Raw genomic sequence first — 16,470 nt, 5'->3', positions numbered from 1 at the left:
CAACTCCAGCCCGATCCGCGCACGTTGTCCGCCCGCGTTCCCGCCCCCGCCTCTGCCCGTACCCTCGTCCCCGCCCGCACCGGGCGCGGCTCCGGGCGCCGCGAGCACCGCCCCCGCCCGTCCGACCAGGAAGCACGGCAGCGCGCACACCGCCGCCCCCAGTGCGAGCAGGCGGATGTCCGTGTGCCCGACGGCCCCCGCGGCCAGCGGGCCCAGCATCGCGCCGATCCCGAAGACCGCGTTCAGCCGGTTGACCATCACCACGCTGTTCCCGGCGAACCCGCGCGCGAACGCCGTGTTGAGGGTGAGCGCCAGCCCGCCGTACCCGATGCCGGTGACCGCCGCGCAGCAGAGGTAGGCGGTCCATCCCGGGCTGGCCGCCATGCCGGCCGCGCCCGCCGCGAAGACCGCGAGCAGGACGGGCGGCGCCGCCCGGACGTTCAGCCGCCGCCCGAGCAGCCCGATGCAGACCGTCGCCGCGAGCGCCCCGAGGTTGTACCCGGAGACCACCCGCCCGACCTCGTGCTCGGCGCCGAACCGCTCCCCCAGGAAGGGGAGCGAGGCGCCGAGCGAGGCGGTGAGCACGCCCAGGACGAGGAAGACGCAGAACGCCGAGACCGCCGCCGACCTGGCCATCGCCGGCATCGCGTCCGGCTCCTCCCCCACCGCCGCCGGTCCCGGCGCGGAGTCGACGAGCGCCGGGGTCGACGCGGCCCGACGCGCTTCAGCCACCGTCGGGTCCGACCGCGAGCACCACGGTGACCTGCCCGTCCGGGTCGGTCAACGTGATCGCCCCGCCGGCGCCGCCGTGCTCCACCGCCAGCGCGGTGAAGTCCGGCACCGCGACCACCGCGCCGGCCCCGACCAGGGCCGGCCCGCCGATCCCGACGCACACCGCCCCCGCCGAGACGGCCGAGCGCACCCCGCTGACCGAGTCCTCGAAGACCAGCGCTCGCTGCGGCCGGATCCCGAGCCCCCGGCAGGCCGCCAGGTACGGGTCCGGGTGCGGCTTGCCCCGCTCGACGTCGTCCCGGGTGACCCGCACCCGGAAGACGTCGAGCAGGTCGAGCCCGCCCAGTGCGTTGTCGATCTTCCGGGTCCAGCTGCTGGTGGCCAGGCCGATCGGCACACCCGCGCGCCAGAGCCGGGTGGCGAGCCCGTCCGCGCCGGCAACGGCCCGGTACGGGGCCTCCTCCTCGACGGTGTCCACCTCGGCCCAGATCGCCTTCCGGTCGGCGTCCGAGTGGTCCGGGAAGATCAGCCGCACCGTCTGGTCGCCGGTCCGCCCGTGGACGTACTCCTCGACCTCCGGGTCGGCCAGCACCCGGCCGTGGCGCCGGGCCACCGTCCGCCACGCCTCCTCGATCACAGGCCTTGAGTCGATCAGGACCCCGTCCATGTCGAAGACGACGGCCTCGACCTCGTACCGCGTTCCGGCTTGGGGCTGCATCGGTCTCCTCACTCGGCGCTCGCGCCATACGGTCTGACGACAGTTCAGCTCTCATCGGCCGGACGGTCAACTGGACTAGACCTCGCAGAGAGCATCCACCCACCCGGCCGACCCGGCCACCTGCTCACCCGGCAGCCCGGCCTAGCCGGCCTGCCGCGCCATGAAGCCGTCGGCGGAGTCCTTCCAGACCAGGTACACGTCGTCGACCAGCAGCAGGTCGATCACCTCGTCCGCCAGCGGGTCCAGCGCGTCGCGGTGCGACCCGACGATCGGCTCCTCGTGCTTGTTGAACGAGGTGTTCACCAGCGCCGCCTGGCCGCTGCGGTCGTACCAGGCCATCAGCAGGCCGTGCAGGAACGGGTCGTCCTGGGCCCGGACGACCTGCGGCCGGGCGGTGTTGTCGACGTGCACCACCGCCGGGCAGGCCTTGGCGAACGGCTCGTGGCAGTCGTAGGTGATCGTCATGAACAGCGCCGACGGCTGCTCCGGCTCCCAGCCCACGTAGCAGTCGGGCGCCAGGTCCTCGGCGGTGATCGGCGCGAAGGGCATGAACTCGGTACGGTTCAGGCGCTTGTTGAGCCAGTCGTTCATGGTCACGTCGGCGGTGCCGTAGATGACGCTGCGCCGGCCGAGGGCGCGCGGGCCGAACTCCATCCGGCCGCGGTAGGTGCCGATGACCTGGTCCGCGTCCAGCGCGGCGAGCAGGACGTCCTGCATGGACTCGCCGAGCCGGCGGTAGCGCAGTTCGGGGTAGTCCCGCAGGATCTCCTCCAACCGGCCCTCGGAGATCGCGGCGTCCGGCCCGAGCGCCATCGAGGGCACCCGCGGCCGCTCGCCGGTCTCCCGGTGGGCCACGATCACGGCGGTCTGCAGCGGCAGCCCGCCGTCACCCATCGGCGGCAGCACGTAGACGTTCCGCACGCCCTCGGTCTCGAAGATCCGCTGGTTGAGCTTGACGTTGGCGAACACCCCGCCGGACAGGCAGACGTTCCCGCTCGGCACCCGGCCGATGTGCTGCGCGACCACGGCGGTCAGCAGGTCCTCCACGTGCCGCTGGGCCGCCGCCGCCACGTCGGCCGGCTCGTGGGTGGCGATCTCGGCCAGCAGCTCCTCGGAGTAGCCCTCGTAGGACGGTTGGTACCAGTCGCCGCAACGGGCCCGGATCGCGCCGTTCTCCTCGACGTCGATCATGCGCCGCATCAGCGGGAGCAGCTTCTCCGGATCGCCGTTGGCGGCGAGGCCGGTGATCTTGCCCTCGTGGCGGTTGGGCCGGAAGCCGAGCAGCTTGGTGATCCGGCCGTAGAAGTAGCCGAGGCTGTCGATCGAGGTCTCGCGCTGGAGCACCTCCTCGCCGCCGGGGAAGTAGTGCGTGACGGTCAGGGACTGGAAGTCCCCGCGGCCGTCGCAGGTGACCACGAGGGCGTCGTCGAACGGGGAGCAGAGGAAGGCGCCCAGACCGTGCGACTCGTGGTGGTCGACGTGAACCACCTTGCCGCGCAGTCCGTTCTCCTCGATGAAGGCATCGAACTCGCCGCGCTTCTCGCGGTCGTTCCGAATTTCGTCGGATATCCGCTTGCGGAGGTGCGGAAGCGCCTCCGGGCGAAGCCTGGCCTCCTCCGAAATTCGGTCCACGTAGAGCAGCAGGTGCTTTTCGGCGCTGAATCCCGCCTGCCACCCGTAGGCCACCCGGTCGACATCGGAAAGGGTGACCCCGGCCTCCTTCAGGACGTAGTCGATCGACTGCTTCGGCCAGGTCTTGTGATCCTTGACCCGGGAGAAGCGCTCCTCGCTGACGGCCGCGACGACCGTTCCGCCCTGGACCAGGCAGGCGCCGGCCAGGTCGTTGTTGGTGATTCCGAGAACAAGCATGTGCCGCTCCAATGCTTGAGTCGCGGGAAATGGCCCGACGGCATTTCCACGGATTTGACGAGCTGGTGAGGTCGGAGTGCACCGCGACTCTATGGAGAGGTTTCCCGGGAGATCAACGACGCCGTGGGGAATCCGGTCAACCTGACCGCCCGTCGAACAGTGACGCCGGGAAGGCCGCCCGGTTAACAACAGTTCGTAGCGTGATCATCCCTGCTGGCCGGATGGCATATGCCCGACAAGAGGTCTGGACCACCACCCCTACGATCACTGTGGGTAGCTGTCCGGAAACAGTCTTTCCGGTCCGCGGGCGGCACGCGACCGGCACTTCCGCCGCCCCCCGGCCGTCCCACCCGGCACCCACCACACCCGCACCACAGGTCACATGACGCCCCATCGCCTCCGCGGGCCCTGCGGCTCCCACGCCGGAAACGCCGAAGGCCAGACCGGGGGCTTCCGCCCCGACCTGGCCCTCCTCGAACCGCGACCCGAACCGCTCGGCGGTCCGTCAGTCCTCCTGGCCGTCCAGCTCCACGAGGAAGTCCAGCGACGCCGCCCAGGCCCGCTCCGCCGCCTGCGCGTCGTAGTCCGGCAGCTCCGAATCGGTGAACAGGTGCCCGGCGCCCCGGTAGCGGTGCACCTCCACCTCCGCCCCGGCCCGCCGCATCCGCAGGTACCAGGCGTTCAGCCAGTCCTCCGGCTCGAACGGGTCCGGCTCCGCGATGTGCAGCTGCACCGGGATCTCGGTGGCGGCGTCCTCCCGCAGGTCCGAGGTGCCGTGCAGGAGCAGCAGCCCGCGCGCCTTCTCGTCGGCCAGCGCGAGGTTCTGCGCGATCGCGCCGCCGAGCGAGAAGCCGGCGTAGACCAGCCCGCCCTCGGACAGCGGCGCGGCGGCCGTCACCGCCCGGCGCAGCATCTCCTCGCTGCCCCCGGCCTCCTCCTGGTACGCCTGCCCGTCCTCGATCGAGTCGAAGGTCCGCCCCTCGAACAGGTCCGGCGTGTGCACGGTGTGTCCGGCGGCGCGCAGCCGGTCGGCGGCGGCGTGCACGGCGGGGCGCAGCCCGTAGGCGGAGTGGAAGAGGACGATCTGGGCCACGGTTTCGGGTCCTTCGGCAGGGGAGTCGGCTACCCACCCATGATCCCCCATGCCCCGACCGCCGCTACGACACCACGTCCTTGCGCGCGAAGCCCCGGAACGCCAGCGCCAGCAGCACCGCCGCGTACGAGAGCGACAGCGAGACGCCCTGCAGCATCCCGCCCCACTCCAGCTGGGGCTGAAGCGCGTCCGCCCACGCGTACTGCCAGTGGGCGGGCAGCCACTCCCGCAGGTCCCCGAGCGCGGTGACGGCGTCCAGCACTCCGGTGATGATCGACACGAACACCGCGCCGCCCACCGCGCCCAGGGGCGCGTCGGTCGCCGTGGACAGCCAGAACGCCAGCGCCGCGATCACGATCTCGCTCAGGAAGACGAAGGCCACCGCGATCGCGATCCGGGGCAGCGCCTCCCCGGCCGGCAGGCCGGCCCCGGCGGGCAACTTGAGGTCGCCCCACCCGTAGGCGGCCGTCCCCACGACCAGCCCGATCGCGGGCAGCATGACCACCGCGACCGCCGAGAACGCCAGCCCGACCGCGAACTTGCGCACCAGCAGCCGGGCCCGGGGCACCGGCGCGGCCAGCAGGTACCGCAGCGAGGACCAGCTGGCCTCCGAGGCGACGGTGTCCCCGCAGAACAGCGCGACCGGGATCACCAGCATGAAGCCGGTGCCCACGAACAGCATGGTGACGGCGAAGTTGGCCCCCGACGCGGTGGCCAGCTCGATGAAGGTGGTCCGGTCGGGACGGCCCGGGGTGCCGCCGAGCTGGAACGCGGCCAGGATGACGAACGGCAGGGCGGCCAGCACCGCGCCGATCACCAGGGTGCGGCGCCGGCGCAACTGGCGCATCGCCTCCACCCGCAGCGGCAGCGTCCGGCCCGCCCGGTACCCCTCCGCGTGGTCCTTCGAGACCGTGGAATCCTCAGCGACCGAACTCACCCCGCACCACCTCCGATCAACGACAGGAACGCGTCCTCCAACCGCCGCTGCGGTCCGGCGCTCTCCACCGGCACCCCCAGCCGCACCAGCTCCGCGAGCAGTTCGCTCGCCGCCAGCCCGTCCAGTCGCACCAGCAGTCCGCCCTCGACGGCCTCCGCCGAACCGACCCCGGCCAGCGCGGCCACCTTCTCGGCCGCCGACTCGGGTGCGTACGAGCCGGCGACGCCGATCATCAGCAGCTCCGACGACCCGACGATCTCAGCGACCGCGCCGGTGGTGATGAGCCGCCCACGGTCCATCACGACCAGGTCCGTGCAGCTCTGCTCGACCTCGGACAGCAGGTGACTCGAGACGATCACCGTCCGCCCGGCCGCCGCGTAGCGGATCATCACCTCGCGCATCTCGCGGATCTGCGGCGGGTCCAGCCCGTTGGTCGGCTCGTCGAGGATCAACAGGTCCGGCATCCCGAGCATCGCCTGCGCGATCGCCAGCCGCTGCCGCATGCCCTGCGAGTACGTCCGGACCGCGCGGTCCAGGGCCTCCCCGAGCCCCGCGATGGCCAGTGCCTCGTCGAAGCACGCGTCGGCCTCCGGCCGCCCGGTCGCCTGCCAGTACAGCCGCAGGTTGGCCCGCCCGGTGAGATGCGGCAGGAAGCCCGCGCCCTCCACGAACGCCCCGACCCGCGACAGCACCGGCGCACCGGGCCGCACCAGGTGCCCGAAGATCCGGATCTCCCCGGCGTCCGGCCGGATCAGGCCCATCAGCATCCGCAGCGTGGTGGTCTTGCCCGCACCGTTCGGCCCGAGCAGCCCGAGCACCTGACCCTGCTCCACCTGGAAGCCCAACTCCCGTACGGCGTAGCGGTCCAGGGAGCCCTTGTAGCGCTTGCTCAGCCCACTGATCCGCAGCGGCACTGCGGCCAGCTCCGGATCGAAGTCCGGCCCGCCGGCCGCCCGCCGACGCCGCAGCCGCGGCGCCAGCACCAGCCCCGCGGCCACCACCACGGCGGCCAGGGGCAGCAGCCAGGTCCGCGCGGGCAGCGGCGCCGCCTCGGTCACCAGCTCCTCGACGGTCGGCGCGGTGACCGCCCCGGCCGGCGCGACCCGGTAGGTGGCGGGCTCGGCGGGCGAGGCGTACGCGAGGTCGGTGCTCGCCAGCACCAGCCGCAGCCGGTGCCCGGCCGGGAAGGTGTGGTCCACCGTCGGCAGCACCACGGTGACCGTCCGCCCCGCGTCCGCGCCGGTGACCCGCAGCGGCGCGGCCAGCTGCTGCGGCAGCACCGCCTTGCCGTCCGGCCCGACGTCGTACAGCTTCGCGAACAGCACCGCGTCCGGCCGGTCCGCCGTCACCCGTACCGGCACGGTCGGCTGCCCGGTCAGGTGCAGCGGCGAGTCCAGCGGCGCCGAGTCGAAGGCGGCGCTCTGCCCGGGGAAGTCCAGCGACAGCCCGGCGCCCAGCGAGGCCGCCTGGCTGAGCGCGCCGATGCCCGGCAGCGTCGAGATCCCCGGCGGCGCCCCGCCGGGCGGGTTGGCCACGGTCTTCTCCCCGCCCGCCAGCTCGACGGAGCGCGAGCCCGTCCCGCCCAGCCCCGGGTACCGGTCGGCGGTGGCCCCGCGCAGCACGGCCTGGAAGCCGGTCGAGTCGACCCCGCCGGTCCGGGTCACCCGGAAGTCCGGCCCGGTGTCGTTCCTGCGGCCCTGCAAGTAGTGGTCGAACCAGGCCGTCACCCGGTCGTCGACCCGCGCGCTGGTGTCCGTCCCGCCGTCGTGCCCGCCCGCGAACCAGTCCACCGCCACCGGCGCGCCGTTGGCGGCGATCGCCTGTGCGATCCGGTCGCCCTGGTCGAGCGGGAACAGCGAGTCCTGCTGGCCCTGCACCACCAGCGTGGGCACCTTGAGCTGCGCCGCCACCGAGGACGGGCTGGAGCGGTCCAGCAGCGCGACGGCCTCCGGATCGGCGTGCCCGGCGGTCGCGACCCGGTCGTACATCCGGCAGAGCGACTCCAGGAACCGCCCGCAGCCGACGTCGCCTTCCGCCACCGGCTTCGGCTCGCCGCTCTCGCGCGGCGCACCGCCGGACGGCCCGAGGTCCCCTGCCGAGCCGGTGGTGAAGAAGATCCCGGCCCACAGCTTCTTGAACACGCCGTCCGCCGCACCCGAGCCCTGCACACCCTGCGGGAACAGCGCGTCCGCCAGGTTCCACCAGGTGATCTGGGTCGCCACCGCGTCGATCCGGTGGTCGTACGCGGAGGCCAGCAGCGAGATCGCCCCGCCGTACGAGGCCCCGGTGATGCCGACCCTCGGGTCGCCCGTCCCGTCGAGCTGCACCTCGGGCCGCTGGGCCAGCCAGTCCACCAGGTGCCGGACGTCCTCGACCTCGCGGTCGGGCGCGTTGAGGCCGATCTTGCCGCCCGAGCGCCCGAACCCGCGGGCCGACCAGGTCAGCACCGCGTACCCCTGCCGGGCGAGCTGTCGGGCGCGCTCGCGCTCGCCCTCCTTGGAGCCGCCGAAGCCGTGCGCGAGCAGCACCGCCGGGCGCGGCCCGCTGCCGGCGGTGAAGAACGAGGTGTCCAGCTGGACCTGCTGCGCGCTGCCGGGCGTCTCCGGCATGCTGAGGAAACGGTCCTCCTCACGGACCGCCTGCTCACCGCCGGACGCCATCGTCGCCGTACCGACCGCGGCCACCGCCACCAGGGCCACCGCTCCGGCCAGCACCCTGCGCCCGACCGTCGTGCCCCGGCCGCGCCAGCGACGCCATGCCCCACCGAACTCCATGGCCGCTGATCGTATCCGCCGTCCGGGTAGGCGCCGAATAAGGGCGGGCACCGGTCGCCCGGCCAGGCGACGAACACCTCGCGAACGCGTCCCGAACCGCTGCCCCGAACGCAAGATCCCCGCGCCCCGAAGAGGGGCACGGGGATCCGCGCGACACGGCAGCGCCTACAGCTGCCGCGTCATCGTCCGGTGCGGGATCCCGGCGTCGTCGTACACCGGCCCCTCCGCCACGTAGCCCAGCCGCTCGTAGAACCCGAGCGCCCGCACCTGCGCGTGCAGCTCCACCTCCGAGGCCCCGCGCTCCGCCCCCGCGGCCTCGATCGCCCGCACGAGCTCGGCCCCCAGCCCGGTCCCCCGGGCCGCCGGCAGCACCGCGAGCCGCCCGAGCAGCACCCGCCCCTCGACGCCGCCGGTCAGCTCCCGCGCCTGCTCGCCGAAGATCAGCCGCCCGGTGCCCAGCCCGGCCCCGTCGGGCCCGACCGCCAGCAGGTGCACCGAGGTGCCGTCGTACCGGTCGTACTCCAGCTCCTCCGGCACGTTCTGCTCGACGATGAACACCTCCCGCCGGACATCCCGCACCAGCGCCAGGTCCGCCTCGCCCTCGGCCACCCGAATGGCGACGCCCGCGGCGGCGCCCACGTCAGCTCTCCGCCGCGATGACGTCCAGGGCGTTCTGCAGGTCCGCCGGGTACTCGCTGGAGAACTCGACCCACTGCCCGTCCGCCGGGTGCTCGAAGCCCAGTGACACCGCGTGCAGCCACTGCCGGGTCAGCCCGAGCCGCTTGGCCAGCGTCGGGTCGGCGCCGTACGTCAGGTCGCCCACGCAGGGGTGCCGCAGCGCGGACATGTGGACGCGGATCTGGTGGGTGCGCCCGGTCTCCAGCTTGATCGCCAGCAGCGACGCGGCCCGGTACGCCTCGATCAGGTCGTAGTGGGTGATGGAGGCCTTGCCGTCCCGGGTCACCGCCCACTTCCAGTCCGAGCTGGGGTGCCGGCCGATCGGCGCGTCCACCGTCCCGCTCATCGGGTCCGGGTGCCCCTGGACCAGCGTGTGGTACCGCTTCTCGGTGATCCGGTCGTGGAACTGCCGCTTGAGGTCGGTGTACGCGCGCTCGGACTTGGCCACGACCATCAGGCCCGAGGTGCCGACGTCCAGCCGGTGCACGATGCCCTGCCGCTCGGCCGCACCCGAGGTGGAGATCCGGTACCCGGCCGCGGCGAGCCCGCCGATCACGGTGGGGCCGGTCCAGCCCGGGCTGGGGTGCGCTGCGACGCCGACCGGCTTGTCGACCAGGACGATGTCCTCGTCGTCGTGGACGATCCGCATGCCCTCGACGTGTTCGGCGACGATCTGCACCGGGGCGGCCGGGGCGGGGATCTCGACCTCCAGCCAGGAACCGGCGGTCACCCGGTCCGACTTGCCGGCGACGGCGCCGTCGAGCGTGACCTTGCCGTCGGCGGCCAGCTCGGCGGCCTTGGTCCGGGAGAAGCCGAACATCCGGGCCAGGGCGGCGTCGAGGCGTTCGCCCTCCAGGCCGTCGGGAACGGGGAGGCTTCGGATCTGCGCTGCGGTACTCACCCGTACGAGTATGCCGGAAACACGACCCGCCCCCGCGCGCCGTGCTCCCCACCCGTCGGGGCTACTCCCCCTTGCCGCCCTGCTGGTGGACGGTCCCGTCCGGGTTGCTGCCCCGGAAGGAGAGCAGCACGACCAGGATCCCGCCGCAGACGATCGCCGAGTCCGCGAGGTTGAAGACCGCGAAGTGCTGGACGGAGATGAAGTCCACGACGTGCCCGCGGAAGACGCCCGGCGAGCGGAACAGCCGGTCGGTGAGGTTGCCGAGCGCCCCGCCGAGCAGCAGCCCCAGTGCGATCGCCCAGGGCAGGCTGTAGAGCCGGCGGGCGATCCGCCAGATCACCACGATGACGGCGGAGGCGATCATCGTGAAGACGACGGTCAGCGCCTGCCCCATCCCGAAGGCCGCGCCGGAGTTGCGGATCACCTGGAAGGTGACGACGTCCCCGATCACCTTGATCGGCGAGTGGTTCTCCAGCCTGGCGACGACCAGCAGCTTGCTGCCGAGGTCGATCAGGAAGGCGAGCACCGCGACGACCAGCAGCACGCCGATCCGCCGCGGCCCCTTGGGCTTCTCCGCGACCGCCGGTTCGTCCACGGACGCCGCCTCGGACGGCTCGGCCACGGGCACCTCCACGGCATCGGCGGGGGACGGGACGGCTTCGTCCCGGGTCTGGGGAGAACCTTGCGTACTGATGATCCGCTCCGCTGCCGATGGAGCTCCCCCGGCCGTAGGAGGGGGAGGGTGGTGGGCCGGTGACGACCTGGACCCGTCCGCAGCCGGTGCGGTCGCGTCAGGCGACATTACGGGGTCGAGCGTACGGCAAGCCCGACCCCGCGCGTCGCTCCGGCCGCCCGGTTCGGCGGCCGGGTCAGCGGCGTTCCTGCTTGGTCTTGCACGGCACGCACAGCGTCGCCCGCGGGAAGGCCTGCATCCGGGCCTTGCCGATGGCCTTGCCGCAGGACTCGCAGGTGCCGAAGCCGACGCCCTCCAGCCGGCCCAGGGCGCGCTCGGTCTGGGCGAGGCTGTCGCGCGCGTTGTTGGCCAGCGCCAGCTCGCTCTCCCGCGAGATGTTCTTCGTCCCGGCGTCCACCTGGTCGTCGCCGGCCCCGTCGTTGGAGTCGCGCATCAGGCCGGAGATGGCCGCCTCGGCGGCGCCGATCTCGTTCTGCAGCCGGTCCAGCTCGTTGATCAGCTCGTCGTGCAGCTCGTGGACCTCCTCGGTGGTCCACGGGTCCTCGCCGGGCAGGACCGGCAGCGTGGCCGGGTCCACGGACTCGGCCCCGCGCGGCACGGTGACGGTGTCGGTGCTGGACTTCGGTGCGGTAGTGGTCACGGTCCCCTCCCCTGGATCGACCGCCACGGCCTTGCGTGCCCGCTTGGTGGCGGTACCCGCGCCGGTTCCCTTCTCAGCCATGGCTTCGACCCCATCTACGAACGAATCGAGCCGCCGGTTCCCGGCGGCTTCCAGTGCCGGAACGATAATCCCGATCAAAACCGGTCACAACATGACATACCGACGCCTCACGACGATCCCACCCAGGCAGCCGCCCCAGCCGCCACGCCCCGCGCTGACAGGGTTGTGCCCAGATCACCCCCGCCTAACCACCACCCCGGCGACCGCCCTGACCAGCCCCGCCGCCCGCCCCGGGAGCCGCCCACCCGAAACGGCTTGGACAAACCGACTCGCCCGGCCGATACACTGACCCTGCAAGGCGCAGATGGGACGAGTACCGACGTACGCAGCCACCAGCGACCCGGGGACGGTGCGAGCCCGGGGGTGTGCGCGACGGGAAGATCACCCCGGAGCCGCCGGAAGAACGGCCGCCGCGAAGCCCGCAGCGGCCTACTAGAACCGGCAGCAAGCCCAAACAAGAGGGCCGCGAAACGCAGCACCGCGGCCAAGGAGGGTGGTACCGCGGGGCGGCCTGGCCGTCTCGTCCCTCCGGAGGATCCAGTCCCAGCATCCGCCGGAGGTAGACGCCCGCGATGAACTCCTATAACCCCGTCCCCGCACAGGTCGATCTCCCCGCCCTCGAACACCAGATCCTCTCCTTCTGGCAGGACAACAAGGTGTTCCAGCGCAGCCTGGAGCAGTCCGAGGGCCGCCCCGAGTGGGTGTTCTACGAGGGCCCGCCGACCGCCAACGGCATGCCCGGCGCCCACCACATCGAGGCCCGCGTCTTCAAGGACGTCTTCCCGCGCTACCGGACGATGAAGGGCTACCACGTCGCCCGCAAGGCCGGCTGGGACTGCCACGGCCTCCCGGTCGAGCTCGCCGTCGAGAAGGAGCTGGGCTTCTCCGGCAAGCAGGACATCGAGGCGTACGGCATCGCCGAGTTCAACGCCAAGTGCCGCGACTCGGTGACCCGCCACACCGACGCCTTCGCCGAGCTGACCACCCGCATGGGGTACTGGGTCGACCTGGACGAGGCCTACCGGACGATGGACCCGTCGTACGTCCAGTCCGTCTGGTGGTCGCTCAAGCAGATCTTCGACAAGGGCCTGCTGGTCCAGGACCACCGGGTCGCCCCCTGGTGCCCGCGCTGCGGCACCGGCCTGTCCGACCACGAGCTGGCCCAGGGCTACGAGACGGTCGTCGACCCCTCGGTCTTCGTCCGCTTCCCGCTGACCAGCGGCCCGCTGGCCGACCGGGCCTCCCTGCTGGTCTGGACGACCACCCCGTGGACCCTGGTCTCCAACACCGCCGCCGCCGTCCACCCCGAGGTCACCTACGTGGTGGCCACCGACGGCAACGAGAAGCTGGTCGTCGCCGAGCCGCTGCTCGCCAAGGCCCTCGGCGAGGGCTGGGAGGCCACCGGCGAGTCCTTCACCGGTGCCGAGATGGAGCGCTGGGCCTACCGCCGCCCCTTCGACCTGGTCGAGATCGAGAACGCGCACTACGTCCTCAACGCCGACTACGTCACCACCGAGGACGGCACCGGCATCGTCCACCAGTCCCCCGCCTTCGGCGCGGACGACCTCGCGACCTGCCGCAAGTACGGCCTGCCGGTGGTCAACCCGGTGCTGGCCGACGGCACCTTCGCACCCGAGGTCCCGCTGGTCGGCGGCCAGTTCTTCAAGAAGGCCGACGAGGCCCTGGTCGCGGACCTCAAGGAGCGCGGCCTGCTCTTCCGCCACCTGCCGTACGAGCACAGCTACCCGCACTGCTGGCGCTGCCACACCGCGCTGCTCTACTACGCGCAGCCGTCCTGGTACATCCGGACCACCGCCGTCAAGGACGCGCTGATCCGCGAGAACGAGGCCACCAACTGGTTCCCGGAGACGGTCAAGCACGGCCGCTTCGGCGACTGGCTGAACAACAACATCGACTGGGCGCTCAGCCGCAACCGCTACTGGGGCACCCCGCTGCCGATCTGGCGCTGCGAGGAGGGCCACCTCACCTGCGTCGGCTCGCTGGCCGAGCTGACCGAGCTGACCGGCACCGACCAGAGCGGCCTCGACCCGCACCGCCCGTACATCGACGCCGTGACCTTCGCCTGCCGCGACTGCGGCGGCACCGCCACCCGCGTGCCCGAGGTCATCGACGCCTGGTACGACTCGGGCTCGATGCCCTTCGCCCAGTACGGCTACCCGTACCGGAACAAGGAGCTGTTCGAGAAGCGCTACCCGGCGCAGTTCATCTCCGAGGCGATCGACCAGACCCGCGGCTGGTTCTACACGCTGATGGCGGTCGGCACCCTGGTGTTCGACAGGAACAGCTACGAGAACGTCGTCTGCCTGGGCCACATCCTGGCCGAGGACGGCCGCAAGATGTCCAAGCACCTGGGCAACATCCTGCAGCCGATCCCGCTGATGGACCAGCACGGCGCCGACGCCGTCCGGTGGTTCATGGCGGCCGGCGGCTCGCCCTGGTCCGCCCGCCGGGTCGGCCACGGCACCATCCAGGAGGTGGTCCGCAAGACCCTCCTCACCTACTGGAACACCGTCGCCTTCCAGGCCCTGTACGCCCGCACCTCGAACTGGGCGCCGTCCGCGAGCGACCCGGCCCCGGCCGACCGCCCGCAGCTGGACCGCTGGGTGCTCTCCGAGCTGAACACCCTGGTCCGCGAGGTCGACGCGGCCTTCGAGGCGTACGACACCCAGCGCGCCGGCAAGCTGCTCTCCGGCTTCGTCGACGACCTGTCCAACTGGTACGTCCGCCGCGGCCGCCGCCGCTTCTGGCAGGGCGACGCCGCCGCGCTGGCCACCCTGCACGAGGCGCTGGAGACCGTCACCCGCCTGATGGCCCCGCTCACCCCGTTCATCACCGAGCGGGTCTGGCAGGACCTGGTCGTCCCGGTCGCCCCGGACGCCCCGGCCTCGGTCCACCTGGCCACCTGGCCGCAGGCGGACGAGGCGCTGATCGACGCCGACCTCTCCCGCCACATGGCGCTGGTCCGCCGCCTGGTGGAGCTCGGCCGGGCCACCCGCGCCGAGTCCGGCGTGAAGACCCGCCAGCCGCTCTCCCGCGCGCTGATCGCGGCCCAGGGCTGGGAGGAGCTGCCCGCCGACCTGCGTGCGCAGATCGCCGAGGAGCTCAACGTCTCCACCCTGGAGTCCCTCTCCGAGGTCGGCGGATCGCTGGTCGACACCAGCGCCAAGGCCAACTTCCGTGCGCTGGGCAAGCGATTCGGCAAGGGCGTGCAGGACGTCGCCAAGGCGGTCGCCGCCACCGACGCCGCCCGCCTGGCCGCCGAACTGCGCGCCGGGGGCGAGACCAACGTCGAACTCGACGGCGAGACGATCACCCTCTCTCCGGACGAGGTGATCATCACCGAGACCCCGCGCGAGGGCTGGGCCGTCGCCAACGAGTCCGGCGCCACCGTCGCCCTCGACCTGGCCATCACCCCGGAGCTCAAGCGCCTCGGCGTCGCCCGCGACGCCATCCGCCAGATCCAGGAGGCCCGCAAGAACTCCGGCCTGGACGTCGCCGACCGCATCGTCCTGCGCTGGCGCGCCACCACGGAGGAGACCGCCGAGGCCATCGCCGAACACGGCCCCCTCGTCGCCGAGGAGGTCCTCGCCACCGACTTCGCCGCCGGCACGGCCGACTGGGACTCCGAGACCTTCGCCGACGAATCCCTGGGCCTCGCCTTCCAACTCCGCAAGGCCTGACCCCCGACGAAGCCGCCGTCCCACCCGGGGGACGGCGGCTTCGCCGTACCCGCCCCCCACCGCCGCTCCTCCCCGCACCCTCCCCGTCCCGACAGGGGCACGAGGAACTGCGCGCAGCGGAAGCACCCTCCCGCCCCCGCCCTGGCACACAAAAAGGCGCCCCCTCCCCGACCCGAAGGTCGGAAAGGGGACGCCCTCAAAAGGTCCTGCTACAACCTCAGTTGTCGCCGTCCTCGTCGATCAGGAAGCCCCGCATCGGCGCCGGAGCCTGCTGCATCGGCTGCGGCGGCTGCGGCCGGACGGCCGCCATCGGCTGGGTCATCCCAGCCGGCTGCATCTGCGGCGCACCGCTGTTGCCACCGTTGGACTGCCCACCGAAGCTCGGTGCGGGAGCGTTGCCACCGAAGGAGGTGTTCCCGCCGAAGGACGGCGAGTTGCCACCGAAGGACGGCTGGCTGCCGCCGAAGCTCGGCGCACCGCTGCCCATCGTGCCCGCACCGGCCGGCGCCATCGACGAGGCCGCCGGCGGCAGCGACGCGGTGGCGGGGATCCGCGGCGGGGCGAGCGAGTCGTCGGCCTGCGACTCCAGCTGGCGCAGCTGGGTCTCCAGGTACGACTTCAGGCGCGTGCGGTACTCACGCTCGAAGGCCCGCAGGTCCTCGACCTTGCGCTCCAGCGTGGCCCGCGCGGACTCCAGGGAGCCCATCGCGACGCGGTGCTTCTCCTGCGCGTCCCGCTCCAGGGCGTCGGCCTTGGCACGGGCGTCGCGCTCCAGGCCCTCGGCCCGGCTGCGCGCCTCGCCGACGATCTTGTTGGCCTCGGAACGGGCCTCGGAGATCGCCTGGTCGGCGGTCTGCTGGGCGAGCGCCAGGACGCGGGCGGCGCTGTCGCCACCGGGGCCCTGCTGCTGCATCGGGGCGCCGAGCGGGCCCCCCATCTGCTGCGGGCCGCCCATGGGGCCGCCCATCTGCTGCATCTGCTGCTGGCCCATGCCCTGGCTCATGCCCTGGCCCATACCCTGGCCCTGGCCCTGGCCCATGCCCTGGCCCATGCCCTGGCCCATCTGCTGCGGGCCACCGGGGCCGCCCATGGGCTGCAGCATCTGACCGCCCATCGGCTGGACCAGCTGCTGCTGGCCGCCCATGGTCTGGTTCATCTGCTGCTGCTGGCCACCGGCCGGCGGGAGCTGCGGCGCGGAGCCGGCGGGCAGGCCGAGGGGCTGGTTGCCCATCTGCTGCTGCGGGCCACCGGGGCCCATCTGCTGCGGACCACCCGGACCCATCTGCTGCGGGCCGCCGGGGCCCATCTGCTGCGGGCCGCCCGGGCCCTGCTGGCCGGGGACCGGCGGGCCGGATATGGCGGCCGGCACCGGGGCGCCACCCTGGCGGGGGGCGTCCTGCGGCGGCTCCTTGCGCAGGTTGGCCTGGTTCTGCGCAGCGGCACGAGTCGCGGCGGCCAGCTTGGCGCGCAGGTCCTCGTTCTCCCGGAGGAGGCGGGTCAGCTCCGCCTCGACCTCGTCGAGGAAGGCATCGACCTCGTCCTCGTCATAGCCTTCACGCAGGCGGACGGTCGTGAACTGCTTGTTCCGAACGTCCTCGGGGGTCAATGGCATCTCTTCACCTCAACGTGATCGTCGGCACACCGGCATCCTG

The 16,470-nt window shown here is 72.7% G+C and carries 12 protein-coding genes; 1 reads left to right on the top strand and 11 read right to left on the bottom strand.

Features of this window, described 5'->3' with window-relative positions; translation table 11 throughout:
- The 10 genes from ABTY56_RS14065 to ABTY56_RS14020 all read right to left on the bottom strand — a co-directional run.
- Nucleotides 1–732, bottom strand: a 732-nt coding sequence (locus ABTY56_RS14065; protein ID WP_350629003.1) for an MFS transporter, incomplete at its 3' end; no start/stop codon positions are given.
- On the bottom strand, nucleotides 725–1,450 hold the full coding sequence (locus tag ABTY56_RS14060; protein WP_350629002.1) for an HAD family hydrolase: 726 nt from the start codon (nucleotides 1,448–1,450) through the stop codon (nucleotides 725–727). The genes ABTY56_RS14065 and ABTY56_RS14060, both read right to left, overlap by 8 nt.
- Nucleotides 1,451–1,591: 141 nt before the next feature.
- Complete coding sequence (locus ABTY56_RS14055) at nucleotides 1,592–3,319, bottom strand: carbamoyltransferase family protein (protein WP_350629001.1); 1,728 nt, start codon at nucleotides 3,317–3,319, stop codon at nucleotides 1,592–1,594.
- 505 nt (nucleotides 3,320–3,824) lie between these two features.
- A complete protein-coding gene (locus ABTY56_RS14050; RefSeq protein ID WP_502893106.1) occupies nucleotides 3,825–4,412 on the bottom strand; it encodes a dienelactone hydrolase family protein in 588 nt (195 codons plus the stop codon).
- A gap of 64 nt (nucleotides 4,413–4,476) precedes the next feature.
- Nucleotides 4,477–5,259 (bottom strand): ABC transporter permease, encoded by a 783-nt coding sequence (locus ABTY56_RS14045; RefSeq protein ID WP_502893112.1) that lies wholly within the window; start codon nucleotides 5,257–5,259, stop codon nucleotides 4,477–4,479.
- A gap of 86 nt (nucleotides 5,260–5,345) precedes the next feature.
- Nucleotides 5,346–8,123, bottom strand: coding sequence for an alpha/beta fold hydrolase (locus ABTY56_RS14040; protein ID WP_350628998.1), 2,778 nt, complete (start codon nucleotides 8,121–8,123; stop codon nucleotides 5,346–5,348).
- A 165-nt stretch (nucleotides 8,124–8,288) separates the two neighbouring features.
- Nucleotides 8,289–8,762 carry a GNAT family N-acetyltransferase gene (locus tag ABTY56_RS14035; RefSeq protein ID WP_502893105.1) on the bottom strand — a complete coding sequence of 158 codons (474 nt, stop codon included), beginning with the start codon at nucleotides 8,760–8,762 and terminating at the stop codon, nucleotides 8,289–8,291.
- A gap of 1 nt (nucleotide 8,763) precedes the next feature.
- Nucleotides 8,764–9,702, bottom strand: coding sequence for an RluA family pseudouridine synthase (locus tag ABTY56_RS14030; protein WP_350628997.1), 939 nt, complete (start codon nucleotides 9,700–9,702; stop codon nucleotides 8,764–8,766).
- A gap of 61 nt (nucleotides 9,703–9,763) precedes the next feature.
- Entirely contained in the window at nucleotides 9,764–10,504 is a 741-nt protein-coding gene (lspA, locus tag ABTY56_RS14025; protein ID WP_350628996.1) for a signal peptidase II, read from the bottom strand.
- Between the two features lie 67 nt (nucleotides 10,505–10,571).
- A complete protein-coding gene (locus ABTY56_RS14020; protein WP_350628995.1) occupies nucleotides 10,572–11,036 on the bottom strand; it encodes a TraR/DksA family transcriptional regulator in 465 nt (154 codons plus the stop codon).
- Nucleotides 11,037–11,689: 653 nt separating this feature from the next.
- Between ABTY56_RS14020 and ileS the strand changes: the two genes are divergently transcribed.
- A complete protein-coding gene (gene ileS, locus ABTY56_RS14015) occupies nucleotides 11,690–14,818 on the top strand; it encodes an isoleucine--tRNA ligase (RefSeq protein WP_350628994.1) in 3,129 nt (1,042 codons plus the stop codon).
- A gap of 217 nt (nucleotides 14,819–15,035) precedes the next feature.
- Here ileS and ABTY56_RS14010 read toward each other — a convergent pair whose 3' ends face one another.
- Complete coding sequence (locus ABTY56_RS14010) at nucleotides 15,036–16,430, bottom strand: DivIVA domain-containing protein (RefSeq protein WP_350628993.1); 1,395 nt, start codon at nucleotides 16,428–16,430, stop codon at nucleotides 15,036–15,038.
- Between the last annotated feature and the right edge of the window lie 40 nt (nucleotides 16,431–16,470).

This window comes from Kitasatospora sp. NPDC097691 (assembly GCF_040302665.1).
Classification (GTDB): domain Bacteria; phylum Actinomycetota; class Actinomycetes; order Streptomycetales; family Streptomycetaceae; genus Kitasatospora.
The sequence above is the reverse complement of the archived record's forward strand: the minus strand, read 5'-3'. Positions and strand labels throughout refer to the sequence as shown.